Origin of the sequence: Vibrio sp. L85, from assembly GCF_963871815.1 — a bacterium.
Classification (GTDB): domain Bacteria; phylum Pseudomonadota; class Gammaproteobacteria; order Enterobacterales; family Vibrionaceae; genus Vibrio; species Vibrio harveyi.
Genome location: NZ_CAWMYL010000090.1, coordinates 1 through 19,312 on the forward strand (window position 1 = coordinate 1; position 19,312 = coordinate 19,312).

General features: G+C 45.5%; 14 protein-coding genes, 1 tRNA gene and 1 pseudogene. 7 read left to right on the forward strand and 9 right to left on the reverse strand.

The genetic code is table 11. From position 1 onward, the window contains the following. The first annotated feature begins 230 nt into the window (after window positions 1-230). The gene (gene gefA / locus AACR11_RS08995) at window positions 231-1,244 is read left to right on the forward strand and encodes a diguanylate cyclase GefA (protein ID WP_005453351.1); all 1,014 of its coding nucleotides are present in this window, start codon (window positions 231-233) and stop codon (window positions 1,242-1,244) included. A gap of 124 nt (window positions 1,245-1,368) precedes the next feature. Here the strand turns inward: gefA and AACR11_RS09000 are convergent, their stop codons facing one another. Continuing rightward, window positions 1,369-1,947 carry a malate synthase gene (locus AACR11_RS09000; RefSeq protein ID WP_009696876.1) on the reverse strand — a complete coding sequence of 193 codons (579 nt, stop codon included), beginning with the start codon at window positions 1,945-1,947 and terminating at the stop codon, window positions 1,369-1,371. A gap of 174 nt (window positions 1,948-2,121) precedes the next feature. Between AACR11_RS09000 and AACR11_RS09005 the strand changes: the two genes are divergently transcribed. Further along, window positions 2,122-3,678, forward strand: coding sequence for a DUF3612 domain-containing protein (locus AACR11_RS09005; RefSeq protein WP_009696875.1), 1,557 nt, complete (start codon window positions 2,122-2,124; stop codon window positions 3,676-3,678). A gap of 378 nt (window positions 3,679-4,056) precedes the next feature. Here AACR11_RS09005 and AACR11_RS09010 read toward each other — a convergent pair whose 3' ends face one another. Continuing rightward, window positions 4,057-5,415, reverse strand: a complete 1,359-nt coding sequence (locus tag AACR11_RS09010) for a diguanylate cyclase (protein WP_005453344.1) — start codon at window positions 5,413-5,415, stop codon at window positions 4,057-4,059. Window positions 5,416-5,554: 139 nt separating this feature from the next. Between AACR11_RS09010 and AACR11_RS09015 the strand changes: the two genes are divergently transcribed. Together AACR11_RS09015 and AACR11_RS09020 are read left to right on the forward strand one after the other, a co-directional pair. After that, the gene (locus AACR11_RS09015; protein WP_029789595.1) at window positions 5,555-6,163 is read left to right on the forward strand and encodes an alpha-ketoglutarate-dependent dioxygenase AlkB family protein; all 609 of its coding nucleotides are present in this window, start codon (window positions 5,555-5,557) and stop codon (window positions 6,161-6,163) included. A gap of 69 nt (window positions 6,164-6,232) precedes the next feature. After that, window positions 6,233-7,318, forward strand: coding sequence for a DUF3541 domain-containing protein (locus AACR11_RS09020; protein ID WP_029789596.1), 1,086 nt, complete (start codon window positions 6,233-6,235; stop codon window positions 7,316-7,318). Window positions 7,319-7,357: 39 nt separating this feature from the next. On the opposite strand, the gene AACR11_RS09025 is transcribed toward AACR11_RS09020, so the two are convergent. The 3 genes from AACR11_RS09025 to AACR11_RS09035 form a co-directional block, all read right to left on the reverse strand. After that, on the reverse strand, window positions 7,358-8,155 hold the full coding sequence (locus tag AACR11_RS09025) for a helix-turn-helix domain-containing protein (protein ID WP_029789597.1): 798 nt from the start codon (window positions 8,153-8,155) through the stop codon (window positions 7,358-7,360). 101 nt (window positions 8,156-8,256) lie between these two features. Beyond that, the gene (locus tag AACR11_RS09030; protein ID WP_005453335.1) at window positions 8,257-9,531 is read right to left on the reverse strand and encodes a sugar phosphate nucleotidyltransferase; all 1,275 of its coding nucleotides are present in this window, start codon (window positions 9,529-9,531) and stop codon (window positions 8,257-8,259) included. Between the two features lie 208 nt (window positions 9,532-9,739). Beyond that, window positions 9,740-10,948, reverse strand: a complete 1,209-nt coding sequence (locus AACR11_RS09035) for a NupC/NupG family nucleoside CNT transporter (protein ID WP_029789598.1) — start codon at window positions 10,946-10,948, stop codon at window positions 9,740-9,742. A gap of 561 nt (window positions 10,949-11,509) precedes the next feature. Here AACR11_RS09035 and AACR11_RS09040 point away from each other — a divergent pair. Together AACR11_RS09040 and AACR11_RS09045 are read left to right on the forward strand one after the other, a co-directional pair. Further along, window positions 11,510-11,593 (forward strand) — tRNA-Leu (locus AACR11_RS09040). A 29-nt stretch (window positions 11,594-11,622) separates the two neighbouring features. Then, complete coding sequence (locus AACR11_RS09045) at window positions 11,623-12,234, forward strand: DUF2913 family protein (RefSeq protein ID WP_009703776.1); 612 nt, start codon at window positions 11,623-11,625, stop codon at window positions 12,232-12,234. A gap of 97 nt (window positions 12,235-12,331) precedes the next feature. Here AACR11_RS09045 and AACR11_RS09050 read toward each other — a convergent pair whose 3' ends face one another. Both AACR11_RS09050 and AACR11_RS09055 read right to left on the reverse strand, forming a co-directional pair. Next, a complete protein-coding gene (locus tag AACR11_RS09050; RefSeq protein WP_005453331.1) occupies window positions 12,332-13,732 on the reverse strand; it encodes a tryptophanase in 1,401 nt (466 codons plus the stop codon). Window positions 13,733-14,028: 296 nt separating this feature from the next. Further along, window positions 14,029-15,273, reverse strand: coding sequence for an NADH:ubiquinone reductase (Na(+)-transporting) subunit B (locus AACR11_RS09055; protein ID WP_029789599.1), 1,245 nt, complete (start codon window positions 15,271-15,273; stop codon window positions 14,029-14,031). 169 nt (window positions 15,274-15,442) lie between these two features. On the opposite strand from AACR11_RS09055, the gene AACR11_RS09060 reads away from it, so the two are divergent. Next, complete coding sequence (locus AACR11_RS09060) at window positions 15,443-15,850, forward strand: cystatin (RefSeq protein ID WP_029789600.1); 408 nt, start codon at window positions 15,443-15,445, stop codon at window positions 15,848-15,850. A gap of 47 nt (window positions 15,851-15,897) precedes the next feature. Here the strand turns inward: AACR11_RS09060 and lhgO are convergent, their stop codons facing one another. Together lhgO and AACR11_RS09070 are read right to left on the reverse strand one after the other, a co-directional pair. Continuing rightward, complete coding sequence (lhgO, locus tag AACR11_RS09065) at window positions 15,898-17,124, reverse strand: L-2-hydroxyglutarate oxidase (protein WP_017188535.1); 1,227 nt, start codon at window positions 17,122-17,124, stop codon at window positions 15,898-15,900. A gap of 8 nt (window positions 17,125-17,132) precedes the next feature. Next, window positions 17,133-19,256, reverse strand: a pseudogene (locus AACR11_RS09070) (TRAP transporter permease). Between the last annotated feature and the right edge of the window lie 56 nt (window positions 19,257-19,312).

The window sequence follows — 19,312 nt, forward strand, 5'->3', positions numbered from 1 at the left end:
AGGCTTTTCTAAGGATTTTTCTAACATCTAATATCAGGGGTGTTTATGGTAAATAGAATGTTACGAAGGATTTTATGAAATTTTAAAATCAAGACTAATATTCATGAAACCATTTGATTATTTGCTCATATTTTTTAAGAAAACCAAGCAAAAATGACAAAAAATAAAGCGATATTGTTTTATATCCGTTACCCTTAGCTTAATTCCATTTTGCTTGTAACACTGCAGAAATGACCGACGAATTTAAGAAATCAACCGCGAACCTAAAAAAAGCGGTACCACTGATGATTAAAAACCACGTAGCGGCAACACCAGCCAACTACGCACTGTGGTACACCTACGTAGACAAAACTATCCCAGAGCTGAATCAAGAATTAGATATGGTTCTTGAGAACTATGACGTCTGCCCACCAGCAATGCATAAGCAGCTCTATAACAGCTATGTTGCGAGTAAAGCAGAAACCAGCTTAGAAGAACTCAAAACAAATGTAGAAGTGCTTTTGGGCGAAGTATCTAGCTCGATGACTGACACGATTACCGACACCTCCTCCTTCTCCGACATGGTGGATAAGAGCTTTAACAAACTAGAAAAAGTTGAAGACAATAGCCTCAGCATCGAAGAAGTGATGAATGTAGTGCGTCAGCTTGTTGCAGAGTCTCGTGAAATACGCCACTCGACGAAGTTCCTAAATAGCCAACTCACAACGGCTAGCGAAGAGATCTCTCGCCTTAAGAATCAGCTAGCAGAAGTGCAGAAAGACGCCTTGTTCGATGGCTTATCCAACCTGTATAACCGTCGCGCTTTCGATAACGACCTGCAAATGCTGATCGATAACAACCAAGCAATGACGCTGATCATGTTGGATATCGACCACTTCAAAGCATTCAATGACAACTACGGTCATCTATTCGGAGATACCGTGATCAAAGCCATTGCTCGTCGACTGCAACAAAGTTGTCGTGACGGCATCAGTGCTTATCGCTTTGGGGGTGAGGAGTTTGCCCTTATCGTACCAAACAAGTCACTGCGAATCGGTCGACAATACGCTGATACGCTTCGTCGAATGATTGAAAAGCTGCGTGTTCGTGACAAACGTTCAGGGAGCCAAGTACAAAGCATCACCGCCTCTTTTGGTGTTGCAGAATTTGAAGTTGGTGACACGCTCGATAGCATCGTAAACAAAGCTGATAAACAATTGTATGAAGCGAAACAACTCGGTCGTAACCGCGTAATGCCGCTTTAACACAGTCAAAACGAACAGGCGAAAGCCATTCGAACTGGCTGAAAATATAAACAAAACCCCAAGCAAGTGCTTGGGGTTTTGTCTTTCTTGGGCTGGCTCGTTATTCTCTGTACTTCTTAGCTCATTAATCAATGCTATAGCAGTAGCTTAAGAAGTAATCGTCGCCATTTTTCGCAGTGTACTCTTTGTCTTCACTGCACGCCATTGGCTTTCCTTTCTTATCGCCTTTGATTAAGCTGATCCAATGACGCATCGCGGTCGGTGCATTACCAATTAGCTCAGGGCTAAAGGTAGTACGCGTTTCCAGTTGGATGTCGTCAATGTCCATCAACTCCACACAACCCGTGCCTTTGTGACAACCGAACATTACTTCAACGTGACTGCCTGATTCATCTTTGAATAGGATCGATTTTGGATCTTCTTTCTCTCCTGTGTACGCCACAAAATGCTTTGGACTTTTCAGACCACTGTGTGTGCCGTCCTTGAAGTACGCCATTACGTGTCTGTAGTCGATCACGTAACTTGATACATCTTGGTGTGACCCACTCTCCAATGGGAACATACGGTCCAGTAGTTGCTTCGCCTTAACTTGCTTCTCGCTCTGCTGCTCAGCACTTACCGCCTCGACGGCAAATACGGCTTCAGCGATAAATGGGCGTTCTTGTTGTTGGATGTCTTTTTTATCGAAGTTCAGCATATTCATCGTCGTTTCCTCGCACTTAAACACTCTTCCTAGAGTAAAAACTTAAAACCTCTGTTTAAGTTTCAGGCAAATCTGTGAAGTTGATGGTTAATTTCCTTGCCTGCTCATTATGTAGACTAGCGAAATATTGACTACAATTTCACAACAAAAATTTTACAATGTGAATTTTACAAAATGTCTGTGTCAAAAAGTCTTATCCGCCAATCTCACTTCTTAGGAACGAAAATTCGTAACCTAAGGAAGAACAACCATTTAACGATGGAAGATTTGTCTGCGCGTTGCGTTAGGATTAATCCTGAATACGCTCCGTCAGTTTCTTACTTATCCATGATCGAACGTGGAAAACGCGTTCCGAGCATTGATATGTTGGAAGTGATTGCCGAAGTTTTCCAAAAAGAACCCGCTTGGTTTTTGGACGATGAACCAGAGCTAGAAGCCATTACCCCCAACAAAGGTAATCGTGGTGGCATCAACGGAATGGCGCTCGAACCAAGCTTTTTATTCTCTAACGACATCCTACAAATCGCGATACCGGAAATGCTCTCTCAAACCGGCATCACGGGGCGTCAGTTCGCTCATCTCTTGATTCGAGCGCATCAAGAGAACCACCAAAACCACTTCCCGGACTTAGAACGAGCTGCAGAAGAGGTTGGCTTAAAACGTCTTAATCTTTCGGTAGAGGATCTGATTGATATTGCGAAAAGCATGGGATTGGATATTCGCTGGGTAGACCGCGCGCCACAAGATGTGATTGATGAACTCGGTGTGAGTGCCAAGCAGTTGATCACCTCGTTTATGGAAGCACCAGGGACCATCTACCTCAACAAGCGCATGCGAGACTACCCGACTCGATTGAAGTACGACTTAGCGGTATACATTGGGCACCGAGTGCTGCACAGCAGTGACGGCATGAATAACGTGTTGTCGATTGGTCACCAGAACAACTGGGAACAAAGCGGTTCGCAGGTTTCTAACTCTGAACTCAACTCACAAGATATTTTACAAGCGTGGCGCGATTTCGAGTCGAGTTTCTTTGCTGGGGCGTTGTTGTGTCCGAAAGTGCCATTTCGTCAGTTACTTGACCGCTCTGGCTATGAAATTGATGTTCACAAAAAAGCGGGCGTCTCGCCTTCTGTCGCGATGCGCCGCATGACGGTAGTGTCGCCATACCCACACTGGCATTACTTTGATGCCTATGGTCCAGGCAAACTGAAAGCCGTATATCGCGGTAATGGTATCCCTCTGCCTTGGGGGAACATGCGTAAAGTCAATGACCCTTGTCAGCACTGGGCGGTATTCCGCCGCTTATCACAACCGCTGGACACCAGCTCGGCGCAAATTTCGATTCTTAACGTCGGTAACGAACCCCGCATCTATTGCTGTGAATCGGTCAACGTATTTGACCCTGCAGGTAATAATCGCGTTCTGTGTGCAGGTATTGACCTCAATCCAGCGATTTCAGCCCAAGGTGGTGATGCGATTGCGATTGCTGAAGAGTTGAAGTCACTGTGTGTGTCTTCCGGTGGTAGTACTGTGATTCCACAGCACATCAAGAAAGATCTCACAACGATTGCCAAAATTCTCAACATCAATTGGATCGAACGAGGGATTCAAACTCAAGCAAGATTGATTTGTTCAAGAGGAGCAGTGTGTCCAAGGCAACCAAGTTGTTATAACAAGTGTGGCGAATCAGATGATTCGGGCGATGAGAGGCAAATTATTGAACTCTAAAAAGAAAAAACGCCAATCACAATGAGGTGATTGGCGGTATATACTTGTGAACAATGTGTATTCACTAACAACGTCAGTTGGCTAGGTGACCCTCGGCTTAATAAGGGTCACTCTGTATAAAGCACGATGCGTGCCAACTTTTAAAACTGCGTTTTTTCTTCGATCTTGATGCATATTGATGGTTTATTAACCACACATTTTGCAAATCGCATTTGCAAAATGCAAACAAATGCAAAATATGCCACAACATGCATTGCTACTAATCCCTTTGTCAGCAATGTCCTTTCTTAGTGATAAGAACGGCTTAAATGAAAAAGCCTCGCTAAGTGTGCGAGGCTTTCCGTTTAAATGTTTTAAGCGGGTGCTATACCATTCGTTTTAGCCGCCATAGTGTTTCTGTTGATACATTCGCTCGTCGGCGATTTTCATCATTTGCTGAGATGAAATCATTTCAGGGTCAAACATCGCGTAGCCCATGCTGGTTCGCAGGTATATCAATTCTTCTTCATAGATCACCGGCGTTGAACACAAGGCAAACCTCAGTTTTTTCAACAACGCTTGAATGTTTTCTTCAGTCTTAGGGTTATGCACGATGATAAGAAACTCGTCGCCCCCCATTCGCGCCACAATATCTGATCGGCGCAATGTGCTTTTGATTCTTTCTGCACACGCCACCAATACCTTGTCCCCTGCGTCATGCCCATAGGTATCGTTAATATGCTTAAAATGATCGAGGTCGATGTTCACCAAGGCAAAGCTATAACGCTTTTTATAGCGCTTGGCGATCTCAAACTGCTGTTGATAAGACTTCATAAAGTAACGACGATTTGGCAGCTGAGTAAGCTCATCATGCAATGCACGGCTGTCCGCTACAATGTATAAGCGATAGATAACAATGAGCGCAATGCTCAAAGCAAGCACGATCGGATAGCCAACTAAACGCGCCATTTGTAATACATACCAAGGCACTTGTTGTTCTAACTCACCATTGGAGTACACCGCTAGACTCCAGCCACCATATGGGAAGAACACTTGCTCTTTGGCATAAATGTCCTCTTCTCTTCCCGGATTGCCAAAGATAACATCACCTAGCTCACCGCCACTGTCGTAGCCACGCATCGTCATTTGATATTGGTAAGAAAAATCAATGACACCCGTTTCTCTCAACAAACCATTGAAATCGATTACCGCACTAATAACGCCCCAATAGTCTTTATTAGTCGGAGGATCGCGGAACACAGGAACGCGCACAATCAACCCTTTACCGCCTTGTACAAGCTCGACAGGACCGGCGATAAATATCTCTTCAATGTCTTTGGCTTTTTGTACCTGAACCCATTGAGTAGGCACGCTACGATAATCAAGACCAATCACACGTTCATTGCCCTTTCGAGGGTATATATAACCGACGACATCATTTTCTGCGATGCCAATAACAGTAATGTGATTACTTTTGCTTAAGATACGATTTGCCGCCAAATTCAGCTTGTGTGTTTCGCTGTTCGGCAGCAATGTGATAAGCGTAGCGAGAGTACTGGCTTTATAAATGTCAGCCATCAGTTCCGCTTCCAAATTGGAACGGAGCATAGAAAGTTGTTCTTTGGCCTCAACTTGAACTCGCTCTCGGTGCAGACTGAGCTGATTTTGGTGTAATAGCTCAATAACTCCAACGCACAGGGCAAAAAAAGTGAGGAAGAACAATGCAAAGTAACCTTGCTTCTTCGGTGAGTACCGCATCTGTTCCCCACTAACTCATGGCAAACCAAGAGTTTTCTTTATTTATTGTTAAAATACTTATTTACTAAAAGAATAACCAATAGCCATCGTAAAGGTAATAAATATTTGTTCATTTTATAAAAGAGAAAGGTAAAGTGAGATGCAGGTACAAGGCGATTTATTCAAAAGCTCATTTTGGCAAGAAGTAGCACAAGGCAAGATCTACCATGATCCTCACTTTCTGAGTCATTCAGAAGCCGACCATTACTTTTCCCAATTGCGAACAACCCTACCTTGGCAACAAGAAAGCATCATGATGTTTGGTCGCTCAGTTCTACAACCTCGTTTGCAAGCATGGCACGGCGATGCAGCGTACACCTACTCCGGGCTCACAATGGTACCTCACCCTTGGACCACAGAACTTAGTGATCTCAAAGGACGCTGCGAAACCATTGCAGACGTTTCGTTCAACTCAGTATTGGCAAATCTGTATCGCAATGGACAAGATTCAATGGGCTGGCACCAAGACAACGAACCAGAATTGGGAAGAAACCCGATTATTGCGTCGATTAATTTGGGGGAAACTCGTCGGTTTGTGCTAAGGAATTTACATTGTAAAACCCAAATAGAGTATGAACTCAGCCATGGTTCACTGCTTATCATGGCAGGTGAGCTTCAGCACCATTGGAAGCATGCTGTCCCAAAAACTGCAAAAACCAAAGGAGAACGCATCAACCTAACGTTCCGCCATATCGTGACTAACTATTGACTGAGCCATTACATACCGATAAAGCATTGATGGTAGGTTTGAATTCTGGCTTTCTAACGGAATGTGTATATGCGTATCAAACCTCTCAGCTTAGCCGTGTTGCTCTCATGCTCACTGGTTTTTCAGGCGCAAGCCTCTCAAGAGTCTCCAGCTTTGACCTATTCACAATCTGCTCAGTTGATCAAAAGTACCTATGAGTCACAGCTCTATACCTTACCAGCGTTTCGAGAAGGGCATTTCGGTCTTCGTATGTACCGCCAAACTTTGGATGATAAATACTTACCTGCGGTATGGACTGACATGGCGCAAGTTGCCAGCCGTTTAAATCGCTTTGCCAGCGATGTCACCACACCAGAACAGATTTTTCTGTATTCAGAGGAACGTTTAGCCAGCTACCATGACGACGAAGACGAGCGCGGGCAGCGCCGTTATACCGTTACCAAACATCAACCAGAATACTTGTATTTAGGTGTTGATTTACTTGGCGCAATGGCACGAGCCGATGAGTATGGTTTAAAACACAAGCAAGACAAAACGCTGAGAAGCATACTAAAACGTTATGACTTTGCTCGTTACGCCACTGACCCCGCCATGATTGAGGCTTGGGCAGCTCAGTTGGCGAATCAGGTTTATTGGTTGCGTCAACTCGGCGAGCAAGATGTCGTTAAAGCGTTTACAGATGCATTCCGAAGCACCTACCCAGATAGCCTAGATAAGAAGCTCTCACCGCAACAATACGGCAATAAGATCTACGGCATGACACACATCATTTTTGGAGATTCTCAGTACTACCAAAAACAGGTTAACGAAGCCGATCATCAATGGATCTATGACTACTTTCGCGACAACATAGACACCATCATTCTCCGCTCAAAAGAAGATGTGATTGCTGAAGTCGGCATTACTTTCTTGTTGGCTGGTTTGGATAACGATCCGGTTGTTGGAAAAACGCGTCAAGCGATTCAAAGCGCCCTTAATACTGAGCAAGGCATGATCCCTTCTGTGGATGGTGAGTTCGACCTAACTTATGGTGAACACCGTAATGTCCTCGCGATCATGCTGTTAGATTGGCAAGGAGTGCATCAAGCACCGACGGTAAAAAACCAACCACAAGCGTTTAGTTCAGTACCATACGGATTGGTACCCAAGTCGTAATCAACCTTACTGAATCTAGTTTGAGATCAGGAAGCAGAGCTAAACACTCTGCTTCTTAAGCATTTGCTCGTAGCGAACCAAGCGAAAATCTTGAAATCCTTGCATCACGCTCCGGATCATTGGGTTCTCAAAAAATTGCCGGCTGGTTCCTGTGTAGAAAGTGATGCAATGACTTGAACAACATCGTTCTAAAAAACAATCTTCCATAAACTGATTCAAGCTATGATCCCGAATCGGGAAAAACACCATCAAATCTTTACTAATTTCAGCAATATGATTGAGTAATTGAGTTCGAATTGACTTGGTCAAAAATACAACGCTGACCAAGTAAATGGCGTTATTCTTCTGTTCATACACCACATGTCCAATCAGCATTCTTTGGTAATAGAAACAGTAGATTTTAGGTTGATGAAGCTCAAGCTCATTCAGAGTTTCGACAAGCTCGTTCCCATTCAAACGTTGATGGGAATCCATAACTAATGATCTATCTTCTCCTTCCAATTTATCCAAAGATACGTGACTGGTATGCGTGATCTCATACTCGTACACCGTACTTAAATTTTGGAAGTTGACCGGATGTTGGAGTGCTTTCTTAACACTCTTCAGCTCTTGAGTATCGTAGTGATATGGTTGCTGAAAGAAATGTGCGATCCCGAGACGTCGCAGTAACGTCGGCTCTATTTTCCTCCTCTCCCACTGGCTCAGCGTTGCTTGATTCAAGCTAGAGAATACACGGTGTGAAGAAGAAAGCAGCTCCGCCAAACTGTCTTGTGAGTATTTATATTTCTTTCTAAAGTGCTTCAATGCATCAGCAAATTGAAGTCGGTCGAACTGCATTTTTTCTCCTAGCCAAACGCCGTTAGTTTCGAAAATATGTATATTTACACACCAAATCTTGATTCTGTACGTCAATCACAATTCAACTCAAAATACCCGTATTACACGACGTTATCTGTAACGCCTTCGGGGTAATTCGCATGCAGTGGAGAAGCTTCTTGTTCAAAACCAACGCGACTGCCCCTCGGAATCACGACTAATCCACCATCCGTAATGTGAAAACGTTCTTTGTCTCTCTCCGGCTTTTCCCCAATCACGGTACCCGGAGCAATCTGAACATCTTCTTCAATGATAGTACGTGTAATGCGACTATTTTCTCCTATTTTGCACCGTCCCATTAATACGGATTCGTGCAGAATACTGTTTTTACCCAGCTCACAATCCACACCAATGACTGAGCGAATTGAACACGCCCCCTCAATATGGCAACCAGAAGCAATATAGCTGTCCTTAACGCGGACTTTGATCCCTTCAATATCGCAATATTGGCTTGGTCGTTGCGATTCAATTTGTCGGCTCAGCAACGCACTGGTAGATGGTTTGCTAGTATCACTTTGTTCCGCCAGCATCATCATTTGTAGTCGCCAATAATCATCAATGTTATTGACGTTGTGCCAGTACATAGGCGCTTGCTTTGCGTCAATCTCGCCGAGGTCAAACAACACGGTTTTTACTCTACGCGCAAGCAGTGCAACGATGTCCTTGGTCAAATCATGCTGACCATCCAGCTTCTTGGCATTATTGAACAAACCTTTGACCAACACGGGGCGCTGAAAGAGGTAATTTTCCGTTAATACCATGGCAAAGCCTGGTTTGTTTGGAATTTCTGCTGGAATTGGGGGCTGGTGTTGAATATCAATGACTTGACGGTGTTCATCTAACTCAACGACATGATACTGAGACGCTTGTGCGACAGGAACCTGAGCCACAACTAACGTGAGTTCGGCATTTTGGATTTGATGGTAGTGCAACAAAGAAGAAATGTAATTGCGATGGATTTGCTCACCACCGACCAGCAAGACATGTTCATCGGAGGGTCGATTGATGACATCTAAATGCTGCAATAAAACATCAGTCCAATTCTGTTGCAACTTAGGTAATAACTTAGCTTGAGAATAAATGGGGTCGAGCACTTCGATTCTCGATTTGTAGTGCTGCCATGCATGCTTAAGGTGAGCAACTAACGGTGCGCAATAAAAACGACTGAGGACAAGATTACGCTTTATTCCTGCTTGAATGAGGTTGGTTAGCGAAAAATCAATTAAACGGTGAGAACCTACGAAAGGTGTGATGGATTTACAGCATGTTTGAGTGAGTGGACCTAACCCTGTCCAACCTTTATCGGTTAATACTACCGATACGACTTTTGACGTCACGTACGACTTCCTTATTCTATTAATAAATTAGAAAGTAAATGCAAACCGTACGCAAGCACTATTCAATCCTGATGTGAATTTACTCAATAATGAATATTGTCGAGCAATAGCCTACCTAATATTTAACCTAGCTCTCATTCAAATAATTTATAAAATAAAACCCGCCGAAGTGGCGGGTTTTGAATGGCTGTTTATGTGGAGGCGTTCCTTATAACGAGATAAAGATACCTGCTAAACACGCACTCATTAAGTTCGCTAATGTACCAGCCGCTACCGCTTTGAGACCCATGTTCGCTACATCTTTACGACGTTCTGGAGCCATCACACCGATAGAGCCAAGTTGAATTGCAATAGAACCGATGTTCGCGAAACCACACAGCGCAAACGTGATGATCACTTGTGTGTGTTCAGTCAGCATTGCTTTATGTTGTACGAAGTCGATGAATGCAACAAATTCGTTCATTACGATTTTCTGACCGATGTAAGAACCTGCCGCTAATACTTCGTGACCCGGAACGCCGATTAACCAAGCGAGAGGGGCAAATAGGTAGCCAAAGATCGCTTGTAGCGTGATGCCCGCAAAGCCGAACATTTCGCCTAGGTTTTCCAGACCCGTGTTCACCATTGCAATCACACTCACAAATGCGATCAGCATCGTACCTACCGCAACCGCAACTTTCATACCGCCCATCGCGCCGCTTGCTAGCGCGTCGATCACGTTGCTCTCTTCAGACTTATCCAATTCGATGTTGTTGTAATCGCTTGGCGTTTGACGCTCTGGCACAATGATTTTTGCCATCAACAGGCTACCTGGAGCAGCCATGAAGCTCGCTGCGATTAGGTATTTCAGCTCTACACCTAGACCTGCGTAACCACCTAGTACACTACCTGCGACTGACGCCATACCACCAGCCATTACCGCGAACAGTTCTGAACGAGTCATGTTTTGCAAGAAAGGACGGATAAGAAGTGGCGATTCGCCTTGAGAGAGGAAGATGTTACCTGTTGCAACAAGAGATTCTGCTTTGCTGGTCCCCAAGAACTTTTGGATGGCACCACCGATAAATTGAATCACTTTTTGCATGATACCCAAGTAGTAAAGGGCAGAAATAAGAGCGCTGAAGAAGATGATGATAGGAAGAACGCGAACCGCGAAGATGAAACCAGTAGAAGCGAGGTCACCGAAGAGGAACTTGATGCCTTCATCGGCAAAACTCAATAACCCAGCGACACCATTACTCAAACTGGCTAACGCCGCTTGTCCCCAAGGGAAGTAGAGCACCAAGGCTGCGAACCCCATTTGAAGCAGCAATGCTCGAGACACGGTTTTCCAATTGATTGAAGAACGGCTCTCTGACAGCAGGAACGCACAACCTAGTAGTGCAACAATACCAAATAGACTAAATAGAACACTCATGAATCGGACCTACTGAACGTTGAAAAAGAAAGGAATGCCAAAAGCATTGGCAGAAGAAAGGGACAACGCATCGAGTGACAACGCACTCGTAGATCCAAATTGAAGGAAGAACGGATAGTTCGACATCTTATTTTTACCTTATACAAGCAATTGAACGTAGCTGGTCCGGTCCGTGGGGTCATTCACTGCTGGAGAGCTCTCGACTCTTCCTGCTCCATGTGACGGCTTGTATGGGTAAGGGTCCTGAACAACGAACCCTAATTCCCGCTTAAACGGGTCGCAAGTATAGCCAACAAAAAGAGATATTCATCACATTTATTTACGCAAACGTTCAAGCGTTCATAATTTAAGCAAAGATGCTATTTTGTGGTCATACTTGTAGGGAAAATAGGGGTATTAGGAGGGTGACGAATAGTGAAATCACCAAAAATGAACAATAAATGTCCAATCGAACACCAAAGACCAAAAATGAGCAATTTTGCTCTCGCCAATCTATGGATTTTGGATATACAATTTGGAACGCTTCATTTCGAAGCCTCTGTGTATTCAGAGCATCATGATGCCGAGATGGTGAAATTGGTAGACACGCTAGCATGAGGTGCTAGTGCCTTAGGTGTGAGGGTTCGAGTCCCTCTCTCGGCACCATTCCTTTCTTTCAAAGAATTTAGAGTGTAATGCAAAGTTCTAAACAGGCAAAACAGTCCGCTGACGCTAATCAATTACTTAGCGAGCTTGCGGTGCACGCCTTATTACACCTGCACTTCAAAATCCACGCATCATCGCGAATTCTTCCTCTTAAAGAACGTAACGACCTACTGCAAAAATGGCTTAAGCCTAAGCTCAAAAGTAATCGCTACAAACTGATTAAAAAGCCATTAAAGTCTCTGACTCAACAGGCAAAAGGGGAAAATGGCAATCTAGAAGCTTTACTTGAACGTTGTGTAGGTGCCGATAAACCTAGTAACCCACAACCTCACCTCGATAGCTACCTACTGCTGATCAACGAAGTCGAGAAGAAATTGGGTACGACGGTTCTGCTTTCTCGTCCTGAAGATGTCGATTTATCCCACGACCAACATGGTTGTTTGCTATGTGTTCTGTCTGATAACTTAAACCAACACTTCGACGATAATAACGCCTTAATCGCACCTATTTCGATGCTTTTCCGTGGACCTATGAGTCAACGTTCTCTATTCTTAGGTAGTATTTATGCCAGCAATACCTTCAATTACGAAGTGCTGTACCAAGACGAGCAGTTTGTGCGAATCACGCTGGATTTAGCATAACTCGACACCCAGATGAGTTAAAAAAGCCGCGAAGTTCGCGGCTTTTTGCTTAATTAACGTTTATCAATCTCTGACGTATCGACAACCCGAAGAGTTCTCAATCCAGTTCGCGGAAACGAGCCGTAAAGTGGCGAAGTACTGGAGGTTCGTATTCAAACGTCAATCCTTTTAGTTCATCAGCACGATTCTTCAACTCGATGATCGCATCGGCGATGTAATCCATGTGATCGTTGGTGTAGACACGACGTGGAATGGTCAAACGCATCAACTCAAGTTCTGAAGCTTTTTGTTTACCCGTTTCCGGATCTCGACCAAGCAACAGTGAGCCAATCTCTACCGCACGAATGCCTGCCTCTAAATACAAGGCATTACACAGCACCTGTGCAGGGAATTGATCCGCGGGGATATGCGGTAAGATCTTCGCCGCATCAACGAAGACAGCATGACCACCTGTTGGGTATTGAATTGGAATACCCCCTTCGCGTAGACGTTCACCCAAATATTGTACTTGGCTAATACGGTAGTGAAGATAGTCTTCATCCGCACCTTCATACAACCCGCGAGCCAAGGCTTCCATATCACGACCCGCCATACCACCGTAAGTGACAAAGCCTTCCATCGGTACACATCGTGTTTGAACCGCTTGGAAAAGCTCTTGATGATCGCGAATACAACACATACCACCAATGTTCACCATCGGGTCTTTCTTCGCAGACATAGTGAGCATGTCGCCGTATTGGTACATCTCGCGAATGATTTCGAGAATCGATTTGTTCTCATAACCCGCTTCACGCTGCTTGATAAAGTAAGCGTTCTCACAGTAACGAGCCGAATCAATCACCACAGGGATGTCGTACTTGGTTGCGATTTCGTACACGCTGCGCATATTTTCCATCGACACAGGCTGACCACCAGAGCTGTTACACGTTACCGTCGTGATGATCGCACAGATATTGTTAGAACCGTGTTCTTCAATCGTTGCCACCAGCTTATTGAGGTCAAAATTACCCTTCCAGTCGTATGGTGTGGTGGTATCAAACGCTTCTTCCGTCACCACGTTAATCGCTTTACCGCCATTGAGTTCAATGTGACCCGCAGTGGTATCGAAGTGGTAATTCGAGATAAATACGGGCGTTTCACCACCGCGAACCTGACGCATACGCTCAATCAAAGCTGGGAATAGAATTTGCTCCGCCCCGCGACCTTGGTGCGCTGGCACAGTAAGCTTGTAACCAAAGAAATGCTCTACCGCATCGCACAAATTGTAATAGTTACGACTGCCAGCATAGGACTCATCGCCCATCATGATGCCTGCCCACTGATTGTCACTCATAGCACCAGTGCCAGAGTCGGTCAGCAGATCGATGTAGACATCATCACTACGAAGAAGAAATGGGTTGAAGCCCGCTTGTTTAAGGGCAACTTCTCGGTCAGCCAAGGTCGTCATTTTGATTGGCTCTACCATTTTGATACGGAACGGTTCTGGGATACGTTTCATTGTTAATTTCCTTATACGCACGACCCTACGCACTTAAGCGTAAGATTAAAAACAAACTGATAAATTGTTTTTCAATGCGGAAGCATTGAGGAAATTAACGTGCAGAGATTTTGCTAAGAAGAGACAAGCAGTAGTCTAGGTTGTACCAGAACGACAGCACCAAACGGCTATCGAGAATATCCTTAATTCTCATCGTCTTCGTCCTCCTGATAAAAAGAAAAGCCAGAAACCCCATGTTTCTGACCTTTTCAATATAGTGCAGTTCTCAACCAAATTTCAGTGAAGCTTACCTCATTTTACGAAGGTCTCACCCTTTTCATTCTGCGTTTGATGTTGTTCTCTTTGACCATGTAGTCGAACAAAGGAGCAAACAAGTTGGCAAACAGAATCGCTAACATAATGCCTTCCGGATAGGCGGGGTTGAGTACACGGATAAATATCGTCATCACACCAATCAAGATACCGTAAGCCCACTTACCACCGTTAGTGAACGCAGCGGATACTGGGTCTGTCGCCATAAAGAAGGTACCAAACGCAACACCACCAATCACAAAGTGCCAGTAAAACGGCATAGAGAACATAGGATTAGTATTCGAGCCAATCGCATTAAGCAGTAGCGATGTCACAGCTAAACCCACAAAGACCCCAGCAACAATTCGCCACGAAGCGATCTTCATAAAGATCAGCACCAAACCTGTGAGCGCAATCAACAAGGTCGAGACTTCCCCCGTTGAACCCGGAAGGTTACCAACAAATGCGTCCATCCATGAGATTGGTTGTCCCGTCATGTTGTTCGTCAAAGCACTTTGACCACCTTCATACCACTGGCTCAGCGGTGTAGCGCCAGAGTAACCATCTGCCGCAACCCAAACAGCGCCGCCAGACATGTTAGCGGGATAAGCAAAGTACAAGAACGCGCGACCAGCCAATGCTGGGTTTAGGAAGTTACGCCCCGTACCGCCAAAGATTTCTTTCGCCACTACGATGCCAAAAGTGATACCCAACGCGGCTTGCCACAATGGGATGGTAGGCGGGAGAATTAAAGCAAAAAGAATAGAACTGACAAAAAAACCTTCATTCACTTCATGTTTACGAACGATAGCAAACAGCACCTCCCAGAACCCACCAACCACAAACACTGTCGCGTAGACAGGCAGAAAGTACGTGGCGCCGACAAGCATTTTACTTGCCCAACCTGCTTGGCTTGCGACTTCTACCGAGCCCCAAACCCAGCTTAGCCCCCAAGAGGCATCAATGGCTTGCTGCGCTGCCACTTGGTCAAAGACATAGAGCAGAGCGTTGCTGGATTGTTGCCCTATGTTGTACATGCCCCAGAACATCGCAGGGAAAACGGCTAGCCACACCATGATCATGATGCGCTTTAAATCGATGCTGTCTCGAACATGGGTAACGCCATGATTCACTTTACCCGGCGTATAAAAAAGGGTTACAACAGCTTCGAAGAGTGGGTAGAACTTGTGATACTGGCCTCCTGGTTCAAACTTTGGTGAGACCTTTTCAAAATAATGCTTCAGACTCATAACGTCTCCTCCTCTAAAGAGTGTTACGAATAGCCATCGAAAGGCGATCGTTTTTAACTCTTTCATCTTTCCGATACGTATCTATGAGCTGTTACGGAATGCCTCGTGATTATGTAAACCGTGAAAGTCGTGCTTATACTCAATCAATAACAAAACAACGGAGTGAATTATGAAGTTAAGGATGATGTGGACGGCTGTTTTGGTGTTATCTGCCCTGCCATTTGCAACCAGCACATTTGCAGTCGACAAACAAATGTCACCAGCTTTGAAGAAGAAAATGCAAGCCATCTGCAGCTCACAAGGTGGTGTACCAGGTGGTTGGCAGATTGCGAAAGTTACACCAGATGCGGAGCGCTCACTCAGTATGATTCTGCATCAAATGAACGCGACGGATAAGCTAAAACAAATCAATGATGTAAGAACTCAAGTCGTTGGCGGCATACACTACGCGATGGAGTTTGAACTCAAAGACGGGGAAGTGTGGAATGCGATTGTGTTGCACAGCGCCCGCGGCGATTACATGATCGAAAGACACGCCAAGAAGGGCGAACTTTGCCCTAAAGATGGCAACTCCTAATTCCCAGATTCAAATACAACAAAGGCGACAGTTTAGTCGCCTTTGTTTTATACCGTTTTCGCCTCTATCTTCTCATTCACTTTATCGCAAATGTACTCCCCAATAGGCATTGCCGATGTCGCTGCGGGAGATGGGGCATTGCAAACGTGTAGGCTTCTTGCGCTCTCGGCAAACAAGAAATCATGAACCAAAGTGCCATCGGATAACACTGCTTGCGCGCGAATACCCGCAGGATATGGTTTGAGGTCTTCGACCTTGATGCTTGGGCAGTACTTATTGACCAGTTTGAGATAGCCCGGCTTCCACCACGAGTTCTTGAACTCATCCAATCCGGTTTTTAGATGCTTTTGTGTTACCTTCCAGAAACCGGAGAATCTGAGCATTTGCATGGTATCTTGCAAGCTGAAGTTGACCTTGTCGTACCCTTCTCGCTTCCAGCCTTGCACCGCATTTGGACCAACAGTCACACTGCCATCAATCATGCGAGTTAGGTGGACACCCAAAAAAGGCAAATCAGGATCTGGAATTGGGTAAATAAGATGATTCACGACTTGGTCGTGCTTACTATCCAAACGGTAGTATTCACCACGATAAGGGATGATTTGGAAATCGGTTGGAATAGACATCATCTTAGTCATGCGATCCGCCATCAAGCCGCTGCAAGTAACCAAGAACTTGGTATTAAGTTGCATGGTTTGGCCGTCTGAAATGCAGGTCAATTGGACTTCTTCGTCCTTCTCTTCGGCAGCCACCACTTTAGTTCTCAGGCTAATTTGCCCGCCGAGCTTTTGGAACTCTTCCGCCATCTGCTCAGTGACCAAACGATAGTCGACAATACTGGTGGTTTTGACATAAATCGCGCCCAAGCCAGTGATGTTTGGCTCAGCCAGCTTGAGTTGGACTTCATCGAGTAGCTTTACGTCAATGCCGTTGACATGACAGCGCTCATAGAGGGCATTCATGCGTTCGACTTCTTGCTCGTTGGTCGCAACCAGTAACTTGCCACAGTTCTCCACCGGAATATCGTGCTCAGCGCAGAACGAAATGGTTCGCTCTACCCCACGCTTACAAAAATCTGCTTTCAAACTGCCCGGAGCGTAGTACACCCCGGCATGAATCACGCCACTATTGTGTCCGGTTTGGTGCTTGGCAAAACCGGACTCTTTCTCAACCAATAAAATGGATTTGTCTGGGTGACGTTGCTGCAGTTGCCATGCTGTCGACACACCAACGATACCGCCACCAACAATGATGTAATCATAGACTGATTTCATACGACCTCTTATAAAACCGATAGTTGAGATTGTTGCAATTTGAACTTGCGACCACTGTAAATGAACACCGCGACAAATACCGCGCAACTTGCCACACGAACCAAGATTGGGATGTCGTCCCAAACCAGCAATATACCTACCACTACCAAAAAGAGACGCGTCAGAATGTTTAGAGGACCTTCCAAGTAACCTTCAATCGCACCAATCAATGCATAGGTACCGATGATGGCAAAGAAGCCTACAGTAATCACCGACGTCACATCCCAACTGACTAAGCCTGTGTAGGCAATAAGTAACGGCACAAGATACAAACCTTTGGCGATTTTCCATGCCATCAAACCGGTGCGCATTGGCGGTGTTTTCGCGATGGTTGCCGCTGCAAATGCGGTCAAACACACTGGAGGCGTTACGTTACTGTCTTGCGATAACCAGAAGATGATGAGGTGAGCAGCCAGCAATGCCAAGCCTACTGCTTCCATACCCAAACTTTGCTCTAGTAGCGTCTCCATAAAGTCCGCAGGTACTAGCGCCACCATTTCTTTCGCGGTTTCCAACGCCATTGGTGCATTTAGCAGTTCCAACTTTTCTGGCGCCGCCAACATGAAGATGGCTTTTGCTTGTTCAGGCAATTGACCCGACACCATCAATTCAAGCAATTGGTTTTCCGCAATCAACTTGTAAAGCGCAGGGGCGGACAGTGTGCCCAATACAATATACGCCGCTGTCACGGGTAAACCCATACCTAAAACAAGAGAAGCGAGCGCAATCAGAACGATCATGATGAACAAATCACCATTCGCCCAACCGTCGATCATCAATGAGAAGGTGTTGCCGATGCCCGTTGTACTGATCACGTTGATCACCAAACCGATACCCACCAGCAATACGGCTGTTGTCGCCATGTTTTTCGCACCTTGCGATAGCGCTTCGATGATCGCTTTTGGTCCCATCTTGTGATCTTTCGAGAACCAAGAAGCCACCACCACAGAAATGATCGACAAGCCCGCAGCGTAAGTTGGCGTAAAGCCTTGAACCAACAAAGTAACCAATACCGCCAGTGGGATAAGATTGTGCCAACCGCTGATCAACACTTTCAGTAGAGATTCATCGCTGGTCGTGATTTTTTGAACGCCGCTGCGTTTGGCTTCGATACGCACAAAGAACGCCACAGACAAGAAATAGATAAGAGCAGGAATAAAAGAAACTGCGATGATATCGACATAAGGAATTTGCGTGTAAGACGCCATGATGAAAGCACCCGCGCCCATCACTGGAGGCATCAACTGACCACCTGTTGACGCCGCAGCTTCCACCCCCGCCGCAAAGCGCGAAGGGAAACCTGCTTTTTGCATTAAAGGAATACTGATAACACCGGTGGAAACCGTATTTGCCACACTTGAGCCGGATACTGAGCCCATCAAACCAGAGCCAATCACTGCGATAAAACCGGGACCACCAATGATTTTGCCAGCCGCAGCACGTGCCACATTGATAATGTAATCACCGACACCAGAGCGAACGAGAAACGCCCCAAACAGAATGAACATGAATACGAAAGTCCAACTGATGCGCGAGATAGAGCCAAACATGCCCTCAGAAGACTAGAAGCTGCGGTAGAGCAAGGTTTCCATGCTCAAACCCGGGAAGTGGAAAATACCTGTCGCCCACTTACCCCAAAGCACAACGTAGCTTAAACACACCACAATCAGCACAGGAATAAACCAACCCATGGTGCGTCGGATCAGCTCAATAACAATCAGGATTGCCATGATGGCGAAGACCCAATCGCTGGTCACGAACTTAACACCGCGTTCATATAGCGCATCTTCGGCATAGGGAATGTAGAGCAAACACGCGACCGCGCCTATGGCAATCAACACATCGATGCCGAGTGCAACCTTACTCTGCTTGAGAGAGATATGAGCCGGATACCAAAGCGCACAAATCACCGCAAAGCCAGCAAAGTGGGTCGCGGAAATCCATAACTCTGGTAACGTCGATAAGGTATTAAACCAAATGTGCAAAGCAGACAACACCACGCCAAACACAGTGATTGTAGTGGTTACCCACGGAAAATCAGTGCGCGTGGGCAGCTCAAACTTCTGCAATTCCTTTTCTATTGAGTCGCTCATCTCATACTCCAAGCTCTGGCGGCTTTTTCCATCTTAGAAATCGATAGGGATAAAAT